We start from the raw sequence: 16,824 nt of genomic DNA on the forward strand, positions 1-16,824 counted from the left end.
CTAAGGTGTATTGATAAATACAATGAGCTTATAGAATATGAAAGAACTTCTGCGTAATGTTGCGAGATCAATAATGTAAATTGAGCATTGAAATTAGAGTAGAAAAAAGAACTGTAAATTACTTTATCAAATTAAAGCTTAAATAAAATATATTATATAGTAAAGCATATTGATATCTAAAATATTCATGTACTTTACAAACACAATAATAATCAAAATAGTTGATTTAAATATCAAAAAGCATATTAAAATAGATATTTTTGAAATTGTCTAGAAAAAGGTTATGAAAGAGTTGGCTATATATTAATTTAAATAAACATTAAAGATTTTTATATTTATAATTAATGTTTGGAATAAATTTTTTAAAATAAAAGAAAGTGCAGTTTTTATGTGTAAAAGACTAGTATATTACTTCGCTGTATTTAGAGTGAAACATTAATTTATAGATTTGATATTTTAAATGATAAAATTCTTACTTAGTAAAAAAGTATATTAAGATAAATAGTGCTAACTAAAATATTACCTCTTTCAGAAATTATTTAAATATAAGCCTCATTGATTTAATGACTATCTTAAGTTAAGGATCACTATTACTGAAAATTGCTCAAGAATCTTTTTAAATGCTAAAGAAAGCTATAAAACATTTTATATAGATCAAACATGGATTATATATTTTTTCAGCAATATAAGAAGGAGTGATAGTATAGGTGTAGTAAATCTTAATTTGTAGATTTTTAAAAATACTCGATCCTATCTTACTTTACACTATCTTGTATCAATATTCAGGAATTAATACATTGACTTTCATAACATTCATTTGTATTAACTTATGGATGAAATGCTTCTTTAGTTCCATAAAAATATTGTTTGTTTCTTATTTTATCTTTATTATTACTTGCATAGAAAATTTCTATAATTTAACTCTATGCCAAATATAGATCTCTTCATTCTTACTAGCTTTTTAGGAATTAACTTACTAATCGGACTTCTAAACATTAAAAATATAAAAAATAATCGTGAATATGCCGTAGGCGAAAGGAATTTTTCTACAAGTGCAATAGTCGCAACTCTGATTGCGACTTGGATCAGTACTAGTATTTTTTTAATAGATAATTCAATAATATATCAAAATGGATTATTTTACTTATTGCCTAGTATATTTGGTAGCATTGTGAGTTGGTTATTAATGAGTTACTTTATAGCGCCTCGTTGTGAGAATATTTTAGGTAGCTTATCGGTAGCAGAAATAATAGGTGCAGCGTATGGTAACAAAGTGCGTATTCTTACTGCAATAGTTAGTATATTAATGTCTATAGGTAGGATTGCTATGCAATTTCACGTAGCAGGTTTAATATTACAGCTATTCTTTAATATTTCAAATTTTTATATAAATTTATGTATCGCTACTATAATAATAAGTTATTCTGCTTTTGGTGGTGTAAAATCAGTTACTTTCACCAAAGCTGTACAGTTTTTTACCTATAGTTTAATTATTCCAATAATAGGAATTGTTATATGGAATGTTTTGAGTGATCCGTATATAGTAATAAATTCAAATGTACAGAATAGTTTAATTGATTTACAAGAATTATTTCATTGTACTAGTCCTAAATTTTGGATTGCTTTAAATATTTTTATATATTTTGCTATTCCGTCGTTTAGTCCATCGATATTTCAAAGCATATTGATTGCAAAAGACACAAAACAAATATCAAGAACATTTTTTATTTCTGCAGTTATTTGTCTTTGTTGGTCCATTATATTCATTTGGATTACAATATTATTGTCTCAAAATTCGGTCATTGAAACAAATGAGCTATTTTTACGAATCATTAAAAGCTATATAGGATTTAAGGGGTTAATAGTTGGAGTTGTTATGGCAATGATAATTGCAAGTACTAACTCTTATATTAATGTTGCAGCAGTAACTTTTACTAATGATATCATTAAAAAAACTTCATTGAATTATAATTATATAACCGCAATTACTATAGGATTAATAGGTTTTATTATATCACTCTATACACAAGATCTAATAAATCTCTTTTTACTATTAACTAGTATCTATTTTCCGTTAATTACATTACCGCTAATTTTATTAATATACGGTTTCAAATCTACTACTAAAAGTTTTTTTATAGGCACTATTGCCGCAATATTCACTATTATATCGTGGCAAATATTTTCTTTAAGGGCGGTTTTAGGCATTTATCCTATGCTACCCACAACTATTGTAACTTTAATCTTTTTTCTTGGAAGACATTATATTTTAAAGCAGCCCGGAGGATTTAGTACTTTAAAAGAGCCACTATCAGTGAAAATAATCAGGCAGGACAGAAAAAGAAAATTTTTAACTTTATTTCGTGCTGTTAAGAATTTTAACATCTTTAAATATTGGAAAAGTACATTACCAAATCAAGAAATTACTTATAGTTATGTTGGAATATTTATTTTAATATCGATGTTCTCATCTTTGTATACCACATCAGGTAGCAGAATAATGAACCATTTGGTAATATATAATATTATTTATCATACTACATTTATAGCTGCTGCAATATTAATAACTTACCCTTTATGGTCTTTAAAATTTAAAAAAAAATATATTATATCTTTCTCTTGGTTTATAGCTACTTTTGTTATATTAATATTTTTTGGTAGTTTACTTGTTATATTAAATGATTTTGATCAGTTACAATTAATGTATTCAGTAATTAACTCACTTATAATTGCAACGATATTTAGGTGGCAAGCTACTTTACTTATGACTGTTACAGGCGTGTTTGCTAGTATAGAATTTTATAAATATTTTATAGATGAAAAGTTATTAATTAGTATAGATAGCTTTCAATTTAAAGTAGTATATTTCTTAACATTATTTAGTAGCCTTTTAATAGTATTCTTAAAACCAAGACAAGATCAAGAAATGTTAATTAATTTAAAAAATACCCATTTAGGTAATAGAGTTAATTATAGAGAACAAGAGTTAGAGAAACTACTGGATTTAAAACATGAGTTCTTACGTAATATAAACCATGAAATCAATACACCCCTAACAGGTATTATTAGTCTTGGTGAAACATTATGGGCTAATTATGATAAGTTTAATGAGGATCAGCGTCGCAATGCTGTAGAGATTATAGCTAAAAGCTCTATTAGATTGAATAGCTTGATAAACAATATTCTAGATTTTTCAAAATTATCTAGTCTTAATTATGAATTAAATAAAAATTATATAAACTTAAGCGAACTGCTACATGAAAGGATTAAAATATGTAAAAAATTATATCTAAACGGCAAAATTTTAAATTTTGTATCTGATATAGAAGAAAATATAATATTTAACTGTGATCCCCATTACATTCAACACACATTCGATAATCTAATAATTAATGCTATTAGCTATAGTAGCGAAGGAACAATAAAAATTGATTTACAAAAACAAACAGATAGTATTTTATTTATGATAAAAGATGATGGAATAGGAGTGCCAAAGGAAGAATTGCCGAATATATTTGGCGTATTTGTCGTAAGTTCTAAAACACGTACACAAGCAGGGGGACGTGGAGTAGGGCTTGCTTTATGTAAAAAAGTTATAGAACTACACTCTGGAAAAATTTGGGCAGAAAACGATAAGCAAGGAAAGACACATTTTATTGTTACTATGCCTTTATAAGTTATGCAAAGGTACAAAATATTAAATTATTGTACTGAAATTTTGAATATTATATCTAAAAAAGGAATAGATTTAATACCTGCTATTATGGTAATTTCTTTTGTACTCTGATGTTCGTATAATGTTATTCTGTGTTACTAAATAGTGCAGTTTGAGCATATTACGTAATGATAAAACAATGAAAGAAATGAACACTGTAAGAAACTGTAAGTTAATTCATATCGATAAAATTTGCTGTGAACGATTAAATGATACTGCACAGTTTAAATATGATTATATACGTGGAATAAATATAAAACCTATATAAGGGTGGATGATATTATTTTGAAAGCAGTTCAAGTACTTGATTGTTGATATATTTACATATGATCAGATTCCTTATATGTTACTGTAAAGATTTTAGAGATGCGCATATTAAACATGTGATTATTTTTTGATTAGTCAATATTTGCAATGTGTAAATCCTTATCTAAAATTCTTTTTCACAAACAATAAAATTTTATATCAATAATAGCATCTGATTTAGGTTATCATGATGCACAAATTAAAATATTCACTTTTTAGTATTTTAAAACTTTAGTATATGATCAATCCATATCATTGATTATCTTTTTTATGATCCTAAAAAGAACCCTCTAGGAATATTTAAATAGGGAATGTGTATGCCAAAATCCTTTTTGGCTTTTCGTGATTATAGCTGCAGAAAGATAATAAAATCGCGAAAGGTTATAATGAATATAATTTATAATAAATGTTCTTAAAGAAAAAACTAACATTTAAAATCACAAATAACAATTTTATAGTCAATTAATGGAGTTTATAAAAGAGTAATAGACGTTAATGAAAAAATCGATGCAGCGCATTGTAATCTATTACAATAAAAAATGTCGGTAATATTAGTACATAATAATTAATTGTCCGTGACTTTACTATTGTAGAATAAAGCATAAAAATTTAATCATTTTCTATTCCATATATAGAATTTATATAGGTTATAGTATATGGGATTAATTATAAACATTAATAATTAATGTTTATAATTTTACTGGCCCTGTTAAAATAGTAGAAAACACATGATAAATTCTATCAGAATAGGCACAAGAAATAGTACACTTGCTTTAATACAGACTAATTTAGTTATTGCGCAAATAAAACAATTTTTTCCTGATATTAATTGTGAAATAGTACCTATTATTACTAGCGGTGACTTAATTCAAAATAAACCATTATACGATATAGGTGGTAAAGCTTTATTCTTAAAGGAAATAGAGCAAGCATTGCTTGATAAAAAAATTGACTTAGCTGTTCATTCTTTGAAAGATATACCTGGTAGAATACCTGTAGATCTAGTAATAGCTGCAGTTTTAGAGCGCGAAGATCCAAGAGATGTTTTGGTATGTTTAAATTATAAATCTATAGAAACACTTCCGCAAAATGCGGTAATAGGTAGCTCAGCAGTACGAAGAAAAGCATTTATAAAAAAAATAAGACCTGATTTAAATATAAAAGTTTTTAGAGGCAATGTTGATTCAAGAATAAAAAAGCTAATGACAGGTGAAGTTGATGCAACAATTCTATCATATGCAGGTCTAAAAAGGCTTAATGCATTTAATAAGAAATATTGTCATCTTATAGAGTATTCGCAGATATTGCCATGTGTAGGGCAGGGAGTCATTGCAGTCGAGATCAGAAAAGACGATAATGCTATGTTTAATATATGTAATCAAATTAATCATATTCCAACCTTTGAATTAATAAAACCTGAAAGAGCATTTTTAGAACATCTAGATGCTAATTGCAGTACACCGATTGGTGCGTACTCACAATACCTAGATGCGTATAATATACAAACAGATTTTATGCTTGGTAAGCTTGATTGTAATAAAATAATATTCCAAACTGAAATTACCAATATTAATACCTCAAGAGAATGTGGCATCAAAGCTGCTAAAATGATGTTGGCACAACAATAAATACTTTAGGATTATATAGAGGATCTGAAAACAATTTTAATAAAGTAATTGATCAAAGCTCTATTTAAGAATTAAGTGTATGATAAATAAGTTTGTGTGTGTATTAAACCCAATAACTATTTTATAATTTGCAATAAAATTGGTGCAATAAAATTGGCAATCAGCATTAAAATTTAAGATAGTATAAGTTGTTCCAGTTTGAGCAATGATGTTTTGCAATTGTATTTTCGACGTATCATAAAATAACAAGAAATTTTTAAAAGTAATGACAATTACAAACTAATAGCATAAATAAATGAGGATTGATTAAAATAATGAGCTAGTAATTTAAATATTAGTTAATAAATTGCAAAAGAATAATAACACTGCTGTTTAGTTGTTGCTAAGCCTTATAATTTACTACTATCTAATTGCTATAACTTGTCGGTAGTTATCAGTAGTGATTAAATGTTCATATTGGTTTAACTTTTTGCTGTCATTGTCATATTAATATGAAGATTTATGAATAAATTTTACTCTATTTATTGCTGTATAACATATTTAGTCAATATTCTAATCAAGTTTTTGGTAAAAATTTAATTGATATTACAAGTTTTAAAATATTAAAGCGCTGCAATTTAAGAAAATCATCATCCATTAAGTAAACATAAATTGGAAATATTTATGCATGAATTATTGTAATTTAGATAACAATATTCTCGCTACCTATCTATAATCAAATTATTACTGCCTCTACCTGAGTATTAGGATGTAATCTATCTTGATATATATTATGTCGTGCTTTTTGAAAAAATCTGTATCATCTTTTAAACTTTATTAACAAAGTCTAGAATAGTAATATGAAAAATAATAATATTGTACATGCAAATAAGTTAGAGTAATAATTAAACCTAGATAAATGGGAATATAATGGTTTTATCAAAAAATAAATTTTAATATTATGTTATTAGTCAACATGCTAATCTATATACAAAATGACATGTGTGTGGTAGCAAAATACTAAATTTATATAGAGATTTATTAAGTTAAACTAATAATAAATGGTTTAATATATAAGTAGAGGTACACTGGTATTAGTACGTGCTAAATCCACATGTGTATTGCAATAACAAAACTTAGAAAGGGACAATATACAATATAGTTGAATATAAATAATCCAAATATTTTATTAATAAAAAATTTGAAAGATACGAGCTATAATTGTATTTTAAGTAAAACAACTAAATAGTAGTCACTTTTCTTTCTAATCAATGATCAAAACTTGTTAACTATTCAAATTGGCGGATAGGGTGGGATTCGAACCCACGGTACGGGTTGCCCGTACGCCAGTTTTCAAGACTAGTGCCTTAAACCGCTCGGCCACCTATCCAAAAAGATTCATAGCAAATAATCTAATATACTTCAAGGAAAATCTTGAAAAGATAAATTTAAATTATAAATCCGAATTGTTTTTTGACTTCATTTACTGTTTCAGATGCTCTAATCTTTGCTTTTTCTGCTCCTTTGTGCAGTATTTTCAATAAATATTCTTTATCATTCATTAATTCTAAACATTTATCACGTATCGGCTGTAAATTTGTAATAATAATTTCTGCCAGATCTTCTTTAAATTTTGCAAAACCTTGATTTTGATAATTATTGATTATTTTTTCCATACTTTCTTTAGATAAACTTTTATAAATATCTAATAAATTACTTATTTCCGGTCTTGTTTTTTTATCATAGCTAATAAAACTTAAATGATCAGTTTTAGCTTTCTTTATTTTTTGATAAATAAGATCATTACTATCTTTTAAATTGATACGAGAAAAATCAGCTATATCAGATTTGCTCATTTTCTTTAATCCATTGCGTAAGCTCATGATTCTTGTGCCTGTTTCGCTAATTAAAATATCCGGTACTTTTAGAATTTCTTTATCAAATCTTCTATTTATCACCTCTGCAATATCTCGGGTTAATTCTAAATGCTGTTTCTGATCTTCACCTACAGGCACTATATCTGCTTTATAGATTAAAATATCCGCTGCCATAAGTATCGGGTATGCAAATAAACCAAGACATGCTTTACATTGATCACTACCAGCTTTATCTTTAAATTGTGTCATACGCTTTAACCATCCAAGTGGTGTAACACAATTCAGTAACCAACTCAGCTCTGCATGCTCCTTTACCATGCTTTGAGCAAAAATTGTTACTTTATCTGGGTTAAGACCTGCTGCTAAATAAATGGCAAGCACTTCCATAATTGAATTATTCAGTTCTGATGTCTTAATATCAATCGTAATAGCATGTAAATCTGCTAAGAAGAAAAAACAATTATATTCTTCCTGCATTTTAACCCAATTTTTGATTGAGCCTAAATAGTTACCAAGATGTAAAGCACCAGTTGTTTGCACACCAGAAAGAACAGTTTTTTTCATTTAATACCTTTTTATTTTACTCATTATAAAATTATGTTATAAATAGCATTTTTATATAATTATTTTAATAATGATGTTGTGGCGTTTAAGAATTTTATCATTTTACGGATTATTATCGTTATTTACATTTATTTTTTTTCTTATATGTTACATACCTATAACATTTTTCAATGTCAACTATCAAATAAAATATAGAATTGCCATTATCTTTTCTTATACTTTTGTGTGGCTTGCCAAAATTTGTTGTGGTCTAAAATATGAAGTAGAGGGGCTAGAGAAATTACCAAACACTACTTCCATAGTTGTATCTAATCACCAATCTTTTTGGGATCAAATGTTTATGCAATTGATTATTCCTAAACATTCTTGGGTATTAAAACGTGAATTATTTAATATACCATTGCTTGGTTGGGGGCTCCGTATGGTTAAACCAATTGCAGTTGATCGTGGTACTAATAGTTCTGTTGCTCAGATTTTAAGAGAAGGACAAGAAAAAATAAAAGAAGGCTTATGGTTAATAATATTTCCAGAATCAACTAAAGTACCACCTGATAAAACAGTAAAATTTAAGCCAAGTGCTGTAAAGCTGGCATCTATTACTAGAGTGCCAATTGTAATGATTGCTCATAATGCAGGTTTATTTTGGCCTAGAGGTTTTTGGTTTCAGAGACCTGGAACTATAAGGGTAAAAATTATAGGAGTAATAGATAAATCAGAGGTAGAGCAAACAGACGTACGTATTTTGAATGAAAAAGTTGAGCAAATAATTAATAGTGAAAAGCAAAAATTATTAAATTAATGTTTGTTTATATAATAAATCGTATTATCATAAAATAACCAATTATTATTGAGGTCTTTATGGTAGGTACAGCACTGTTAAAATTAATTGCAGTTATTGATAGTAAGCACATGATGCTTTATGATGCATTAGGGATTAAAATTACCACTAATAAACCTTTAAAACTCACTTTAGATTTGGAAGAACATCACCATCATCGTGAGAAAAGACAAAGCTTTTACCAAAATAAATCTACTCCTGGCGCACTTTTTGAGCCACATACTTCGTTAAAAGATATAGAACATAAAGAAGCAGCAAGAAGTGTTATTAAACATTTAGAGAAAATAACTACAGCTAATCAAACTAAATATAAGGAATTGATCATTATAGCAGAACCGCAAATGCTTGGATATATTAGACAAAAGCTGACAAGTGGTTTAAAAAAGATTGTCACTAAAGAAATCGCTAAGGATTTAGTGCAACATAATGTAGGTGCCGTTGAGCGAGCAGTATTTGCTTAACTGAATGTTGCGTAGAACAGTAAAGTCCACCTTGTTAATATGTATGTTGCTCATTAAGTGTAAAAATACTATTAATTTTAGTATTTTTAACTTGGTTCTATTCTTTAGTTACTAAATAGTAGAAGTAAAGTTAATCCATTCAACACGATTTACTCGTGTTGTCTTCTCTGTGTGGTTGAATCATAATTCAATGTATTTGATATCATTTCAGCAAAAGCATGCATTACAAATAGAGTGTATACTTTATTGTAATATATAGTGTCTTTGATGAACTTACACTAATTAGCTATATTATGTAAGAAATTTAATGCATAGTAACTTGGCTATAAGAATAGTTGCACTAATAAGAAAAAGTGGTAAAATATTATATAAATTAAATATTATAAATAATTATGCCGCAAATTTATTTTAACGGTCCAGAAGGACGAATTGAAGGAAGATATGCCAAAGCGACCTCGCCTAATGCTCCTATTGCATTGGTGCTTCATCCTCATCCTTTATATGAGGGTAATATGAATAATAAAGTAGTTTATAATGCTTATAAAATTTTAGTAGATAATGGTTATACTGTATTACGTATTAATTTTAGAGGAGTAGGGGGATCACAAGGTAAATTTGATAATGGCGTCGGTGAAGTTGTTGATGCAGGAGCAGCTCTTGACTGGTTACAGCAAAATAACCCAAATGCTCAGTCTAATCTAATATTAGGATTTTCATTTGGAGCATGGATAGCTATGCAACTTGTAATGCGACGTCCAGAAATAAACCATTTTCTTGCCATTTCACCACCAGTTAATACAATTCATAAATATGATTTTTCATTTCTTGCACCTTGTCCTATTCCAGGTTTTATATTACAGGGAGATAATGACAGTATAGTATCTGCAGATGATGTAAAAGATTTAGTAAATAGATTATCTAATCAACAATCGCACATTAAAATTGATTATAAAATTATCAATGGTGCTGACCATTTTTTTCGTTATAAAACTGAAGAATTTTCGAAAGCAATAAATGATTATTTAATAACAATCCAATCTAATTATCACCAACATAATAATGTAAATGAAGACAAGAATAAAAACCAAAAGAAATTATTTTTATATTAGTTTTGTTATGTTGTTAATGTATATAATCTATACTTAATGTCCTTACAAATTTGTGTGCTTCAATATCTATAATCATCCTGTGCTTTTCACAGGCCAATAATAAAATGAATGTTACAATTCTAAATAAGATTCTATTGCCAAAATGAATATTTTGTCTTTTTTCGTATCTAATACTTGAATTAATTCTTCGTAAATTTGCTTATCTGATAGAGAAGTGATTTTTTTAAATAGCTGCACTAATCTTAAAGAAGGGGTAATACGGAAAGCTTTTTTTAATATTTTAGTCTTTTGATCAACACTTAACTTATCATTTAAATTAAAATAAAATTCTAGTAATTCGTCATTATAAAAATTTAAATCTATAGCTTTTTCCAAATAATCTATAGCATTAGCAGTATTATTACTGTTCACTTCTTGCTTCGCGATTAATAGATAATACTGAGTAATTTTTGGTATAAATTCATGTTTATGAAATTTTGCTAGTTTATTTGTTATAAAAATAAATTTTGTCCATAAAGAAAGTTTAGCATAACAATGCATTAAGATAATTAAATTGTCACTATCAAGTTTATTTAAATTATAAGCTTTTATCGCATAATTTTCTGCTTTATCGTACAAAGATTTATCATAATAAAGTTTTGCAAGGTTTTTGCTGGCGTAAAAAATAAATTCTTTAGACGTAATAAGTTTTTGAAAATAAAAAATTTTACTATCGATATCATCTGCAGTTATGGCTAAGATAAAATTATAGAATTTTTGAAAATCTTTTAGATCATCAGAAGATAAATTTTTGCGTGCTATAGATGCAGCTTTCATCTTATTACCTATAATATATTCTGCAAAAGCCAAAATTAAAGCATGTCTATCATGATTAATTTTTCGTTTACTAAAAATATTATGTATTGTAGCTGGTAAATCGATAATTATGATTAGAAATCTAATAATAATAAAACAAAATACTAATAGTAATAATTCTAAAATAACGCTCAAGAATAAAGTAGTTTCAATATTATAATTATATAAACTAATGACAACTTTTGAATTAAAGTGCTCTATAAAAGTAAATCCGGAATATAGCACTAAAAAAGTAATAGATATTAATAATAACCTAAACATCTTTATTTACGAACTCCTGCATAAATTTTTCTGAATACAGAAAATAGATTAGATAGTTTAATTTCTCTAAAATTAGAGTTTTATCTTGTTCTTTTGCTATAATCGCAGAAGATTTTTTCTCAATTTTTATTAATTGTTCTAACCATTTATGTTGTGTAGGAAAAATTACTACTGTACTACTTAATTTAGAGACAAGATAATTATTATTATACTTTTCTAAATTATTTAAAATATTTCTTATATTTTGAGGTAATGGATAGGATTTGAGTATTCTTAGTTCTTTACTATAATCCTTATCTTGTGTAAAATTATATACTAATAGATTGACATTTAATAAGTAATCTGTATAATTTACAGAATTTAATTTAATAGGTGCTTCTACACTATCACCTTCAGAATTCAGTATCGATGTTTTAGAGGACTTTAAAAAATTTACGTAATTTAAAAACGACTTGGTAGATAATATAGTTTCGTATTCTTTTTTTTCTAAAATAGCATTTTCTTTATTTTCTATTTCTTGAGCAGTAATTTGGTTTAAATCTTTATTTTCAATTTTAAATAATTTTAAAATATCAGACCTATTATGATAAAGAATCACAGAAGACAAGATAAATATTACTATTGCTATAAAAAAGATGTTTCTACTTTTAAATAAACTATCGAATTTTTGCATTTTCGTATAATAACTTGATTATATCGTTAGAGTTTTGATTATCACAATAAACTACATTTTTTATAAAAGGTCTAACTATATTTGCGACTTTCAAACTTATTGCTATAACTAGACTATCTTGTAAATATTGTAGTAAATTATTTTGTAATAATAATCTTACTAAAGTCTTAGCACTATTCTGAGAGTAAAGTAAAATAAAATCAATGGACATCTTTCCAAGCTGCTCTTCTAGAGGATATGTTGGACCTAGACTATGATCATCATCTACTTTTTTATACGATGTGGTGTCACGTGTTATGTTCTCTTTAAATTCGTTTCTATAAGCTACTTTAGAAAAAAATCTAATATTTTTTTCAAACTCTTGTATAATGGATATTGGCAGCTCATTTAAATATTCTACATTATAAATGATATGTCTAGCTATTTTATGAGGTAAATCTTTAGTAATTTCATTTGAAGATAAATATATAGTATGTTTATATAAATCAGTTGGAAAGTGTTGAATCAAATCCGCAATGTTCTTAGCGGTATACATTACTTTTTTACCCAATAATTGTTTTGTTTTACTACCTACTACCCAAATATCTTGTTGTAAGTTATAATCTGCTAAGATGCTTGCTGCATATTTACTGGTAATTATTATATTTGAATAATTGTTTAAAATATTAATATTAAAATCTAATGTTTGATATTTAATTAAAGCACAATGAATATAACGTAAATCTAAATTATATTTACTAATTTCCTGTATAGTTTCCTTATTTTCTTGAATATTTCTAGTCAATAAAACCGATTTCATTTGTATTATAATATAAAAATTAATTGATAATAATAGAAACTATTTTATGCATTATGGTTTAAATGGTACTATCTTTATTTAGCTTTTTGATATTAAAATCTATAATCATATTTAAGATATAACTATACAAGTTATAATGTAACTTAAGTACTGCACCTATGACCATAATCGTACCTATAATGTATGCATATTTAATATTGACAATAATTTTAGATGTTTTGTTTCTTGATGAAATATAAAAATATTCCGTATTTCCAAATTGTACTAATTTCATGTCAAAAGTTATTTATAGTTTAGTTTGTATTTTTAATAATATTAATAAAGATGGAATAGTTATAATAGTAGTGAATAAAAAGAAATTTTGCCAACCAAAATTTACTACCATATAGCCTGAAATTATAGGGAAAATTGAACGTGAAATTCCCATCATCGATGAAAGCAAAGAATATTGAGTAGCGCGGAATTTACCTTGACAAAGTGAAGAAATAAAAGCAATATATGCAGTCATAGTCATACCTCCAGTAATACTTTCTATTCCTATCGTAATAAATAATATTAAAGAATTTTTACCGTTTACTTCAAGCAAAATAAATAAAATATGACTTAAAGCGTGAATTATACCAAATAATAATATACTATATAACATATTTTTATATTTCATAATAATACCACCGATGAGTCCACCGATTATAGCTCCTATAACACCACAAAACTTGCAAACACTTGCGATTTCGAAAGCATTATATCCAAGGTGAAGCAAAAACGGATTAATCATAACATTAATTAAGTTATCTGGTAATCTATATAATACTAGAAAAATTAATATAAGAACAATGAAGTATGCTAAGCTTATATCATTCCTATAGACGTGAGAACCTGAGAAAATCTTTAATAAATAGGCGGATATACAATTTTTAAAAAAATTAAAGTAATGTTTTATAAAAAACTCATTTTTTAGGTGCATTTCTTCCATCGTATAACATCGTGCAACATAAAAATAAGATGTATTTTCTTCTATGACATCAACAGAATTGGTATATCTTGAAACTAGAATAAGTAAAATTAAATAAACAAATATTACACAAGCAAAGATTTGATATATTTTATTAAATGTTAAATAAATAGATAAATAAATAGCCCCAGAACTTGCTAAAAGCATACCTACTCGATAACCGAATATATATATTCCTGAAGTAAATCCAAGTAATTCTTTAGGAACTATTTCTGTTCTTAAAGCGCTTAGTATAGTATCTTGTGTTGCACTAAAAAAAGATATAATAAAAGCAATAAATGATAATAATACTAGATCAGTACCAGGATCTAGAAAGCTGAGAATAGATGTAAGAGATATTAATGTTGTACTAGTTAGGCAAATCCAAGATAATCTATGACCTAATATTTTGTTTAAACACTTAATTTGTACTGTATCAAAAACTGGTGCTAACAAAAAATTAATAGAATATGGGAGTGTTATGAATGATAATATGCCAATTGTTTGCAACGCGATATCTTTTTTAGCAAACCAATAATTTAAAGTATTACCGGTAATCATTATATTAAAGCCGCTAATAAATCCAAATAACCAAATTATAATACATACATGAGAGTTTTTTAACATGAATTTTATATATGCACTTTTAGTATAAGTGCCTATTAGAAATAATATACAAAAATGTGAGTACTCTGTTCATTTGATGCATTAATATGATAATATTTGAATTTTGCTTATTTTATCATTTTTTCTCAAATGTGCTTATTAGTAATGAGCTAAAGTAATTTTTACTTTTTTACATTGTTGTATCCAGTTACAAACTAAGCTATTTATAAATTGCTAATTCTCGTTTAAATGACAATAAAAAATGTTTGCTATAATATTTTAGCATTTTCTTTAATCTAATTCAAGATAAAGATCGGCTATTTCTTGCAATCTCTAATGCCAAGCCTCAGCCTCGCCTTTATTAATAATCATTAATCTAAGTTGTTGTTCACTATTTTCAAATAATGCTTAACATATATTTTTCAAACACGAGAAAATCATGTATGAATCAGGAGTTATAGTGTTCTAAGAAAAGAGGTATTGCTATTTGCAATATTTATTGCTCTTTTTATTTTTAATTGTTAAAATTTGTACATTAATTTTGATAAAATATAAATGCCTAGTACAAATTTAATATTATTCTTTTTTATTTTTCTAATGGTAATTGTTATTTCCACTTTTTTTATAAGTAATTATAGAATGCATAAAAATACAAATTGTATTATGGATATTGGAACTTATAGTTATAAAAAATTCTATAGTACAATACGTGAAGATCAATTGAATCTTGATTTAGTACTTGAACGATTAGAAGATATTGAATCTTTAAATGCTAAAGATAAAGCAAGATTAGAAAAAATTTGCTCTTTCCAAGTAGAAGATGGAATGGTACGTTTAGATGTAGCAAAGGGATATGATTGCTTACTACGTTTTGCTCTAGATAAGAATGCTAATTTAGTTCAACAATATAAAGCGATTAAAAACGGTAGTTATAGTTTAGATACTTTATATACTAAAAAAGCTGCATTTAATTTAGCTAAACTCATTATTTTAGGTTACAAAGAGAAAGTAAAAGAAATATTTGCACTAAAAAATGATGATGATTTACTAAAATATTATAGCGGTTATACAGAAGATGAAGTTCCATTTTTAAATAGTTTAATTTCTCTTAATATACCAGAACTTACTGCTAGATGTTTATATAGGTTGAGCTTAATTCATGTACTAGGTAGGTCATCTTTTAATGAAAAAACTATACGAACTGATTACAAGCGTGCAATAAAAGAGATACAAAATGTCATTAAATTAACTGGCATCAGACAAAACAACATACTAGATATAGCATTAACTATTAATGATAGATATGCTATTCATGCTGGTGCAGTAATAGCTTCCAGTTTATTAAATAGTGATTTAGATAGTTTTTATAGATTCCATATTGTTATGGATTCTAATGATCCTATTAGTCAAGAGTCAATAAACAAATTATCTTCTATGAAATATATCAGAGATTATTCTATAGATTTCACTACTTTCCCTGACAATATATTAAATAAAATTTTAACATATAAGAAAATAAAATTTGCAGATAATTGGCCTAGTTTAGTAATGTATAGATTATATTTTGATAAAGTTTTTCCTAATCTAGATTCTATATTATATCTTGATGCCGATATTGTAGTGCTACGTGATTTGAATTCTCTAAAAAAAATAGATATGAATGATTATGTTGCGGCATGTAGTCTAGATACAGCTATTACATACTGTATTCATAAAGTACAAGAAGACTGTAAAAGGAATGTGGCTCATTCTTATAAAAATAGTGGTATAGTATTTTTAAATTTAAAAAATATGCGAGAAAAGCAATATAATAATATGCTTTTAGAAACTTTAAAAAATTCAAAATGTGATTTTTCTTTGCCTGACCAAGATTTACTAAATGTTGCATTTCAGAATTATCTTTATCCATTATCGATGAGATGGAATTTTTGTACATATTTTGAGCATCAAAGTCCTTATTTTTCTTATTTCATTTTACATTATGCAGGACCTAAGCCATGGACTATTGAAAAGGAAGAACTATGGAAAACCAATCATGATAAATTAGATAAGATTACACAATATTATTGGCAATATAGAGAAATAACACCTTGGAGTAGTATAAATTGATGATTTTAATTGACTTTAGAACTTAAGCGATTTAAAAGTTAACTTTAATATGT

The 16,824-nt window shown here is 26.3% G+C and carries 11 protein-coding genes and 1 tRNA gene; 6 read left to right on the forward strand and 6 right to left on the reverse strand.

The genetic code is table 11. From position 1 onward, the window contains the following. Positions 1-925: 925 nt before the first annotated feature. Positions 926-3,676, forward strand: coding sequence for a sodium:solute symporter family transporter (locus RT_RS02260; protein ID WP_011190911.1), 2,751 nt, complete (start codon positions 926-928; stop codon positions 3,674-3,676). Positions 3,677-4,749: 1,073 nt separating this feature from the next. After that, a complete protein-coding gene (gene hemC / locus RT_RS02265; RefSeq protein WP_011190912.1) occupies positions 4,750-5,649 on the forward strand; it encodes a hydroxymethylbilane synthase in 900 nt (299 codons plus the stop codon). Positions 5,650-6,927: 1,278 nt separating this feature from the next. On the opposite strand, the gene RT_RS02270 is transcribed toward hemC, so the two are convergent. Together RT_RS02270 and trpS are read right to left on the reverse strand one after the other, a co-directional pair. Beyond that, positions 6,928-7,018: transfer RNA gene (locus RT_RS02270), tRNA-Ser, on the reverse strand. 58 nt (positions 7,019-7,076) lie between these two features. Then, positions 7,077-8,069 (reverse strand): tryptophan--tRNA ligase, encoded by a 993-nt coding sequence (gene trpS, locus RT_RS02275; RefSeq protein ID WP_011190913.1) that lies wholly within the window; start codon positions 8,067-8,069, stop codon positions 7,077-7,079. Positions 8,070-8,142: 73 nt separating this feature from the next. On the opposite strand from trpS, the gene RT_RS02280 reads away from it, so the two are divergent. From RT_RS02280 to RT_RS02290, 3 genes are all read left to right on the forward strand, one after another. After that, entirely contained in the window at positions 8,143-8,868 is a 726-nt protein-coding gene (locus RT_RS02280; RefSeq protein WP_014419437.1) for a lysophospholipid acyltransferase family protein, read from the forward strand. Positions 8,869-8,927: 59 nt separating this feature from the next. Then, a complete protein-coding gene (locus tag RT_RS02285; protein WP_011190915.1) occupies positions 8,928-9,368 on the forward strand; it encodes a host attachment protein in 441 nt (146 codons plus the stop codon). A gap of 392 nt (positions 9,369-9,760) precedes the next feature. Further along, positions 9,761-10,477 carry an alpha/beta hydrolase gene (locus RT_RS02290; protein WP_011190916.1) on the forward strand — a complete coding sequence of 239 codons (717 nt, stop codon included), beginning with the start codon at positions 9,761-9,763 and terminating at the stop codon, positions 10,475-10,477. 111 nt (positions 10,478-10,588) lie between these two features. Here RT_RS02290 and RT_RS02295 read toward each other — a convergent pair whose 3' ends face one another. From RT_RS02295 to RT_RS02315, 4 genes are all read right to left on the reverse strand, one after another. Continuing rightward, positions 10,589-11,593, reverse strand: coding sequence for a tetratricopeptide repeat protein (locus RT_RS02295; RefSeq protein ID WP_011190917.1), 1,005 nt, complete (start codon positions 11,591-11,593; stop codon positions 10,589-10,591). Continuing rightward, positions 11,586-12,266: a hypothetical protein gene (locus tag RT_RS02300; protein WP_011190918.1), complete on the reverse strand. Its 681-nt coding sequence runs from the start codon at positions 12,264-12,266 to the stop codon at positions 11,586-11,588. Before RT_RS02300 ends, RT_RS02295 begins: the two co-directional genes overlap by 8 nt. After that, a complete protein-coding gene (locus RT_RS02305; RefSeq protein ID WP_011190919.1) occupies positions 12,250-13,065 on the reverse strand; it encodes a palindromic element RPE1 domain-containing protein in 816 nt (271 codons plus the stop codon). The genes RT_RS02300 and RT_RS02305 overlap by 17 nt, the downstream gene beginning before the upstream one ends. Positions 13,066-13,351: 286 nt before the next feature. Continuing rightward, positions 13,352-14,683, reverse strand: a complete 1,332-nt coding sequence (locus tag RT_RS02315; RefSeq protein WP_011190920.1) for an AmpG family muropeptide MFS transporter — start codon at positions 14,681-14,683, stop codon at positions 13,352-13,354. A gap of 618 nt (positions 14,684-15,301) precedes the next feature. On the opposite strand from RT_RS02315, the gene RT_RS02320 reads away from it, so the two are divergent. Further along, positions 15,302-16,771, forward strand: coding sequence for a glycosyltransferase family 8 protein (locus RT_RS02320; RefSeq protein WP_172580148.1), 1,470 nt, complete (start codon positions 15,302-15,304; stop codon positions 16,769-16,771). Positions 16,772-16,824: the final 53 nt, after the last annotated feature.

The sequence above is a fragment of the Rickettsia typhi str. Wilmington genome, from assembly GCF_000008045.1.
GTDB classification, from domain to species: domain Bacteria; phylum Pseudomonadota; class Alphaproteobacteria; order Rickettsiales; family Rickettsiaceae; genus Rickettsia; species Rickettsia typhi.

Excerpts from the sequence above, each read along its gene's own strand:
- RT_RS02260 (WP_011190911.1), top strand. The coding sequence starts at position 926 with ATGCCAAATATAGATCTCTTCATTCTTACTAGCTTTTTAGGAATTAAC.
- hemC (WP_011190912.1), top strand. The coding sequence starts at position 4,750 with ATGATAAATTCTATCAGAATAGGCACAAGAAATAGTACACTTGCTTTA.
- trpS (WP_011190913.1), bottom strand. The coding sequence starts at position 8,069 with ATGAAAAAAACTGTTCTTTCTGGTGTGCAAACAACTGGTGCTTTACAT.
- RT_RS02280 (WP_014419437.1), top strand. The coding sequence starts at position 8,143 with ATGTTGTGGCGTTTAAGAATTTTATCATTTTACGGATTATTATCGTTA.
- RT_RS02285 (WP_011190915.1), top strand. The coding sequence starts at position 8,928 with ATGGTAGGTACAGCACTGTTAAAATTAATTGCAGTTATTGATAGTAAG.
- RT_RS02290 (WP_011190916.1), top strand. The coding sequence starts at position 9,761 with ATGCCGCAAATTTATTTTAACGGTCCAGAAGGACGAATTGAAGGAAGA.
- RT_RS02295 (WP_011190917.1), bottom strand. The coding sequence starts at position 11,593 with ATGTTTAGGTTATTATTAATATCTATTACTTTTTTAGTGCTATATTCC.
- RT_RS02300 (WP_011190918.1), bottom strand. The coding sequence starts at position 12,266 with ATGCAAAAATTCGATAGTTTATTTAAAAGTAGAAACATCTTTTTTATA.
- RT_RS02305 (WP_011190919.1), bottom strand. The coding sequence starts at position 13,065 with ATGAAATCGGTTTTATTGACTAGAAATATTCAAGAAAATAAGGAAACT.
- RT_RS02315 (WP_011190920.1), bottom strand. The coding sequence starts at position 14,683 with ATGTTAAAAAACTCTCATGTATGTATTATAATTTGGTTATTTGGATTT.
- RT_RS02320 (WP_172580148.1), top strand. The coding sequence starts at position 15,302 with ATGCATAAAAATACAAATTGTATTATGGATATTGGAACTTATAGTTAT.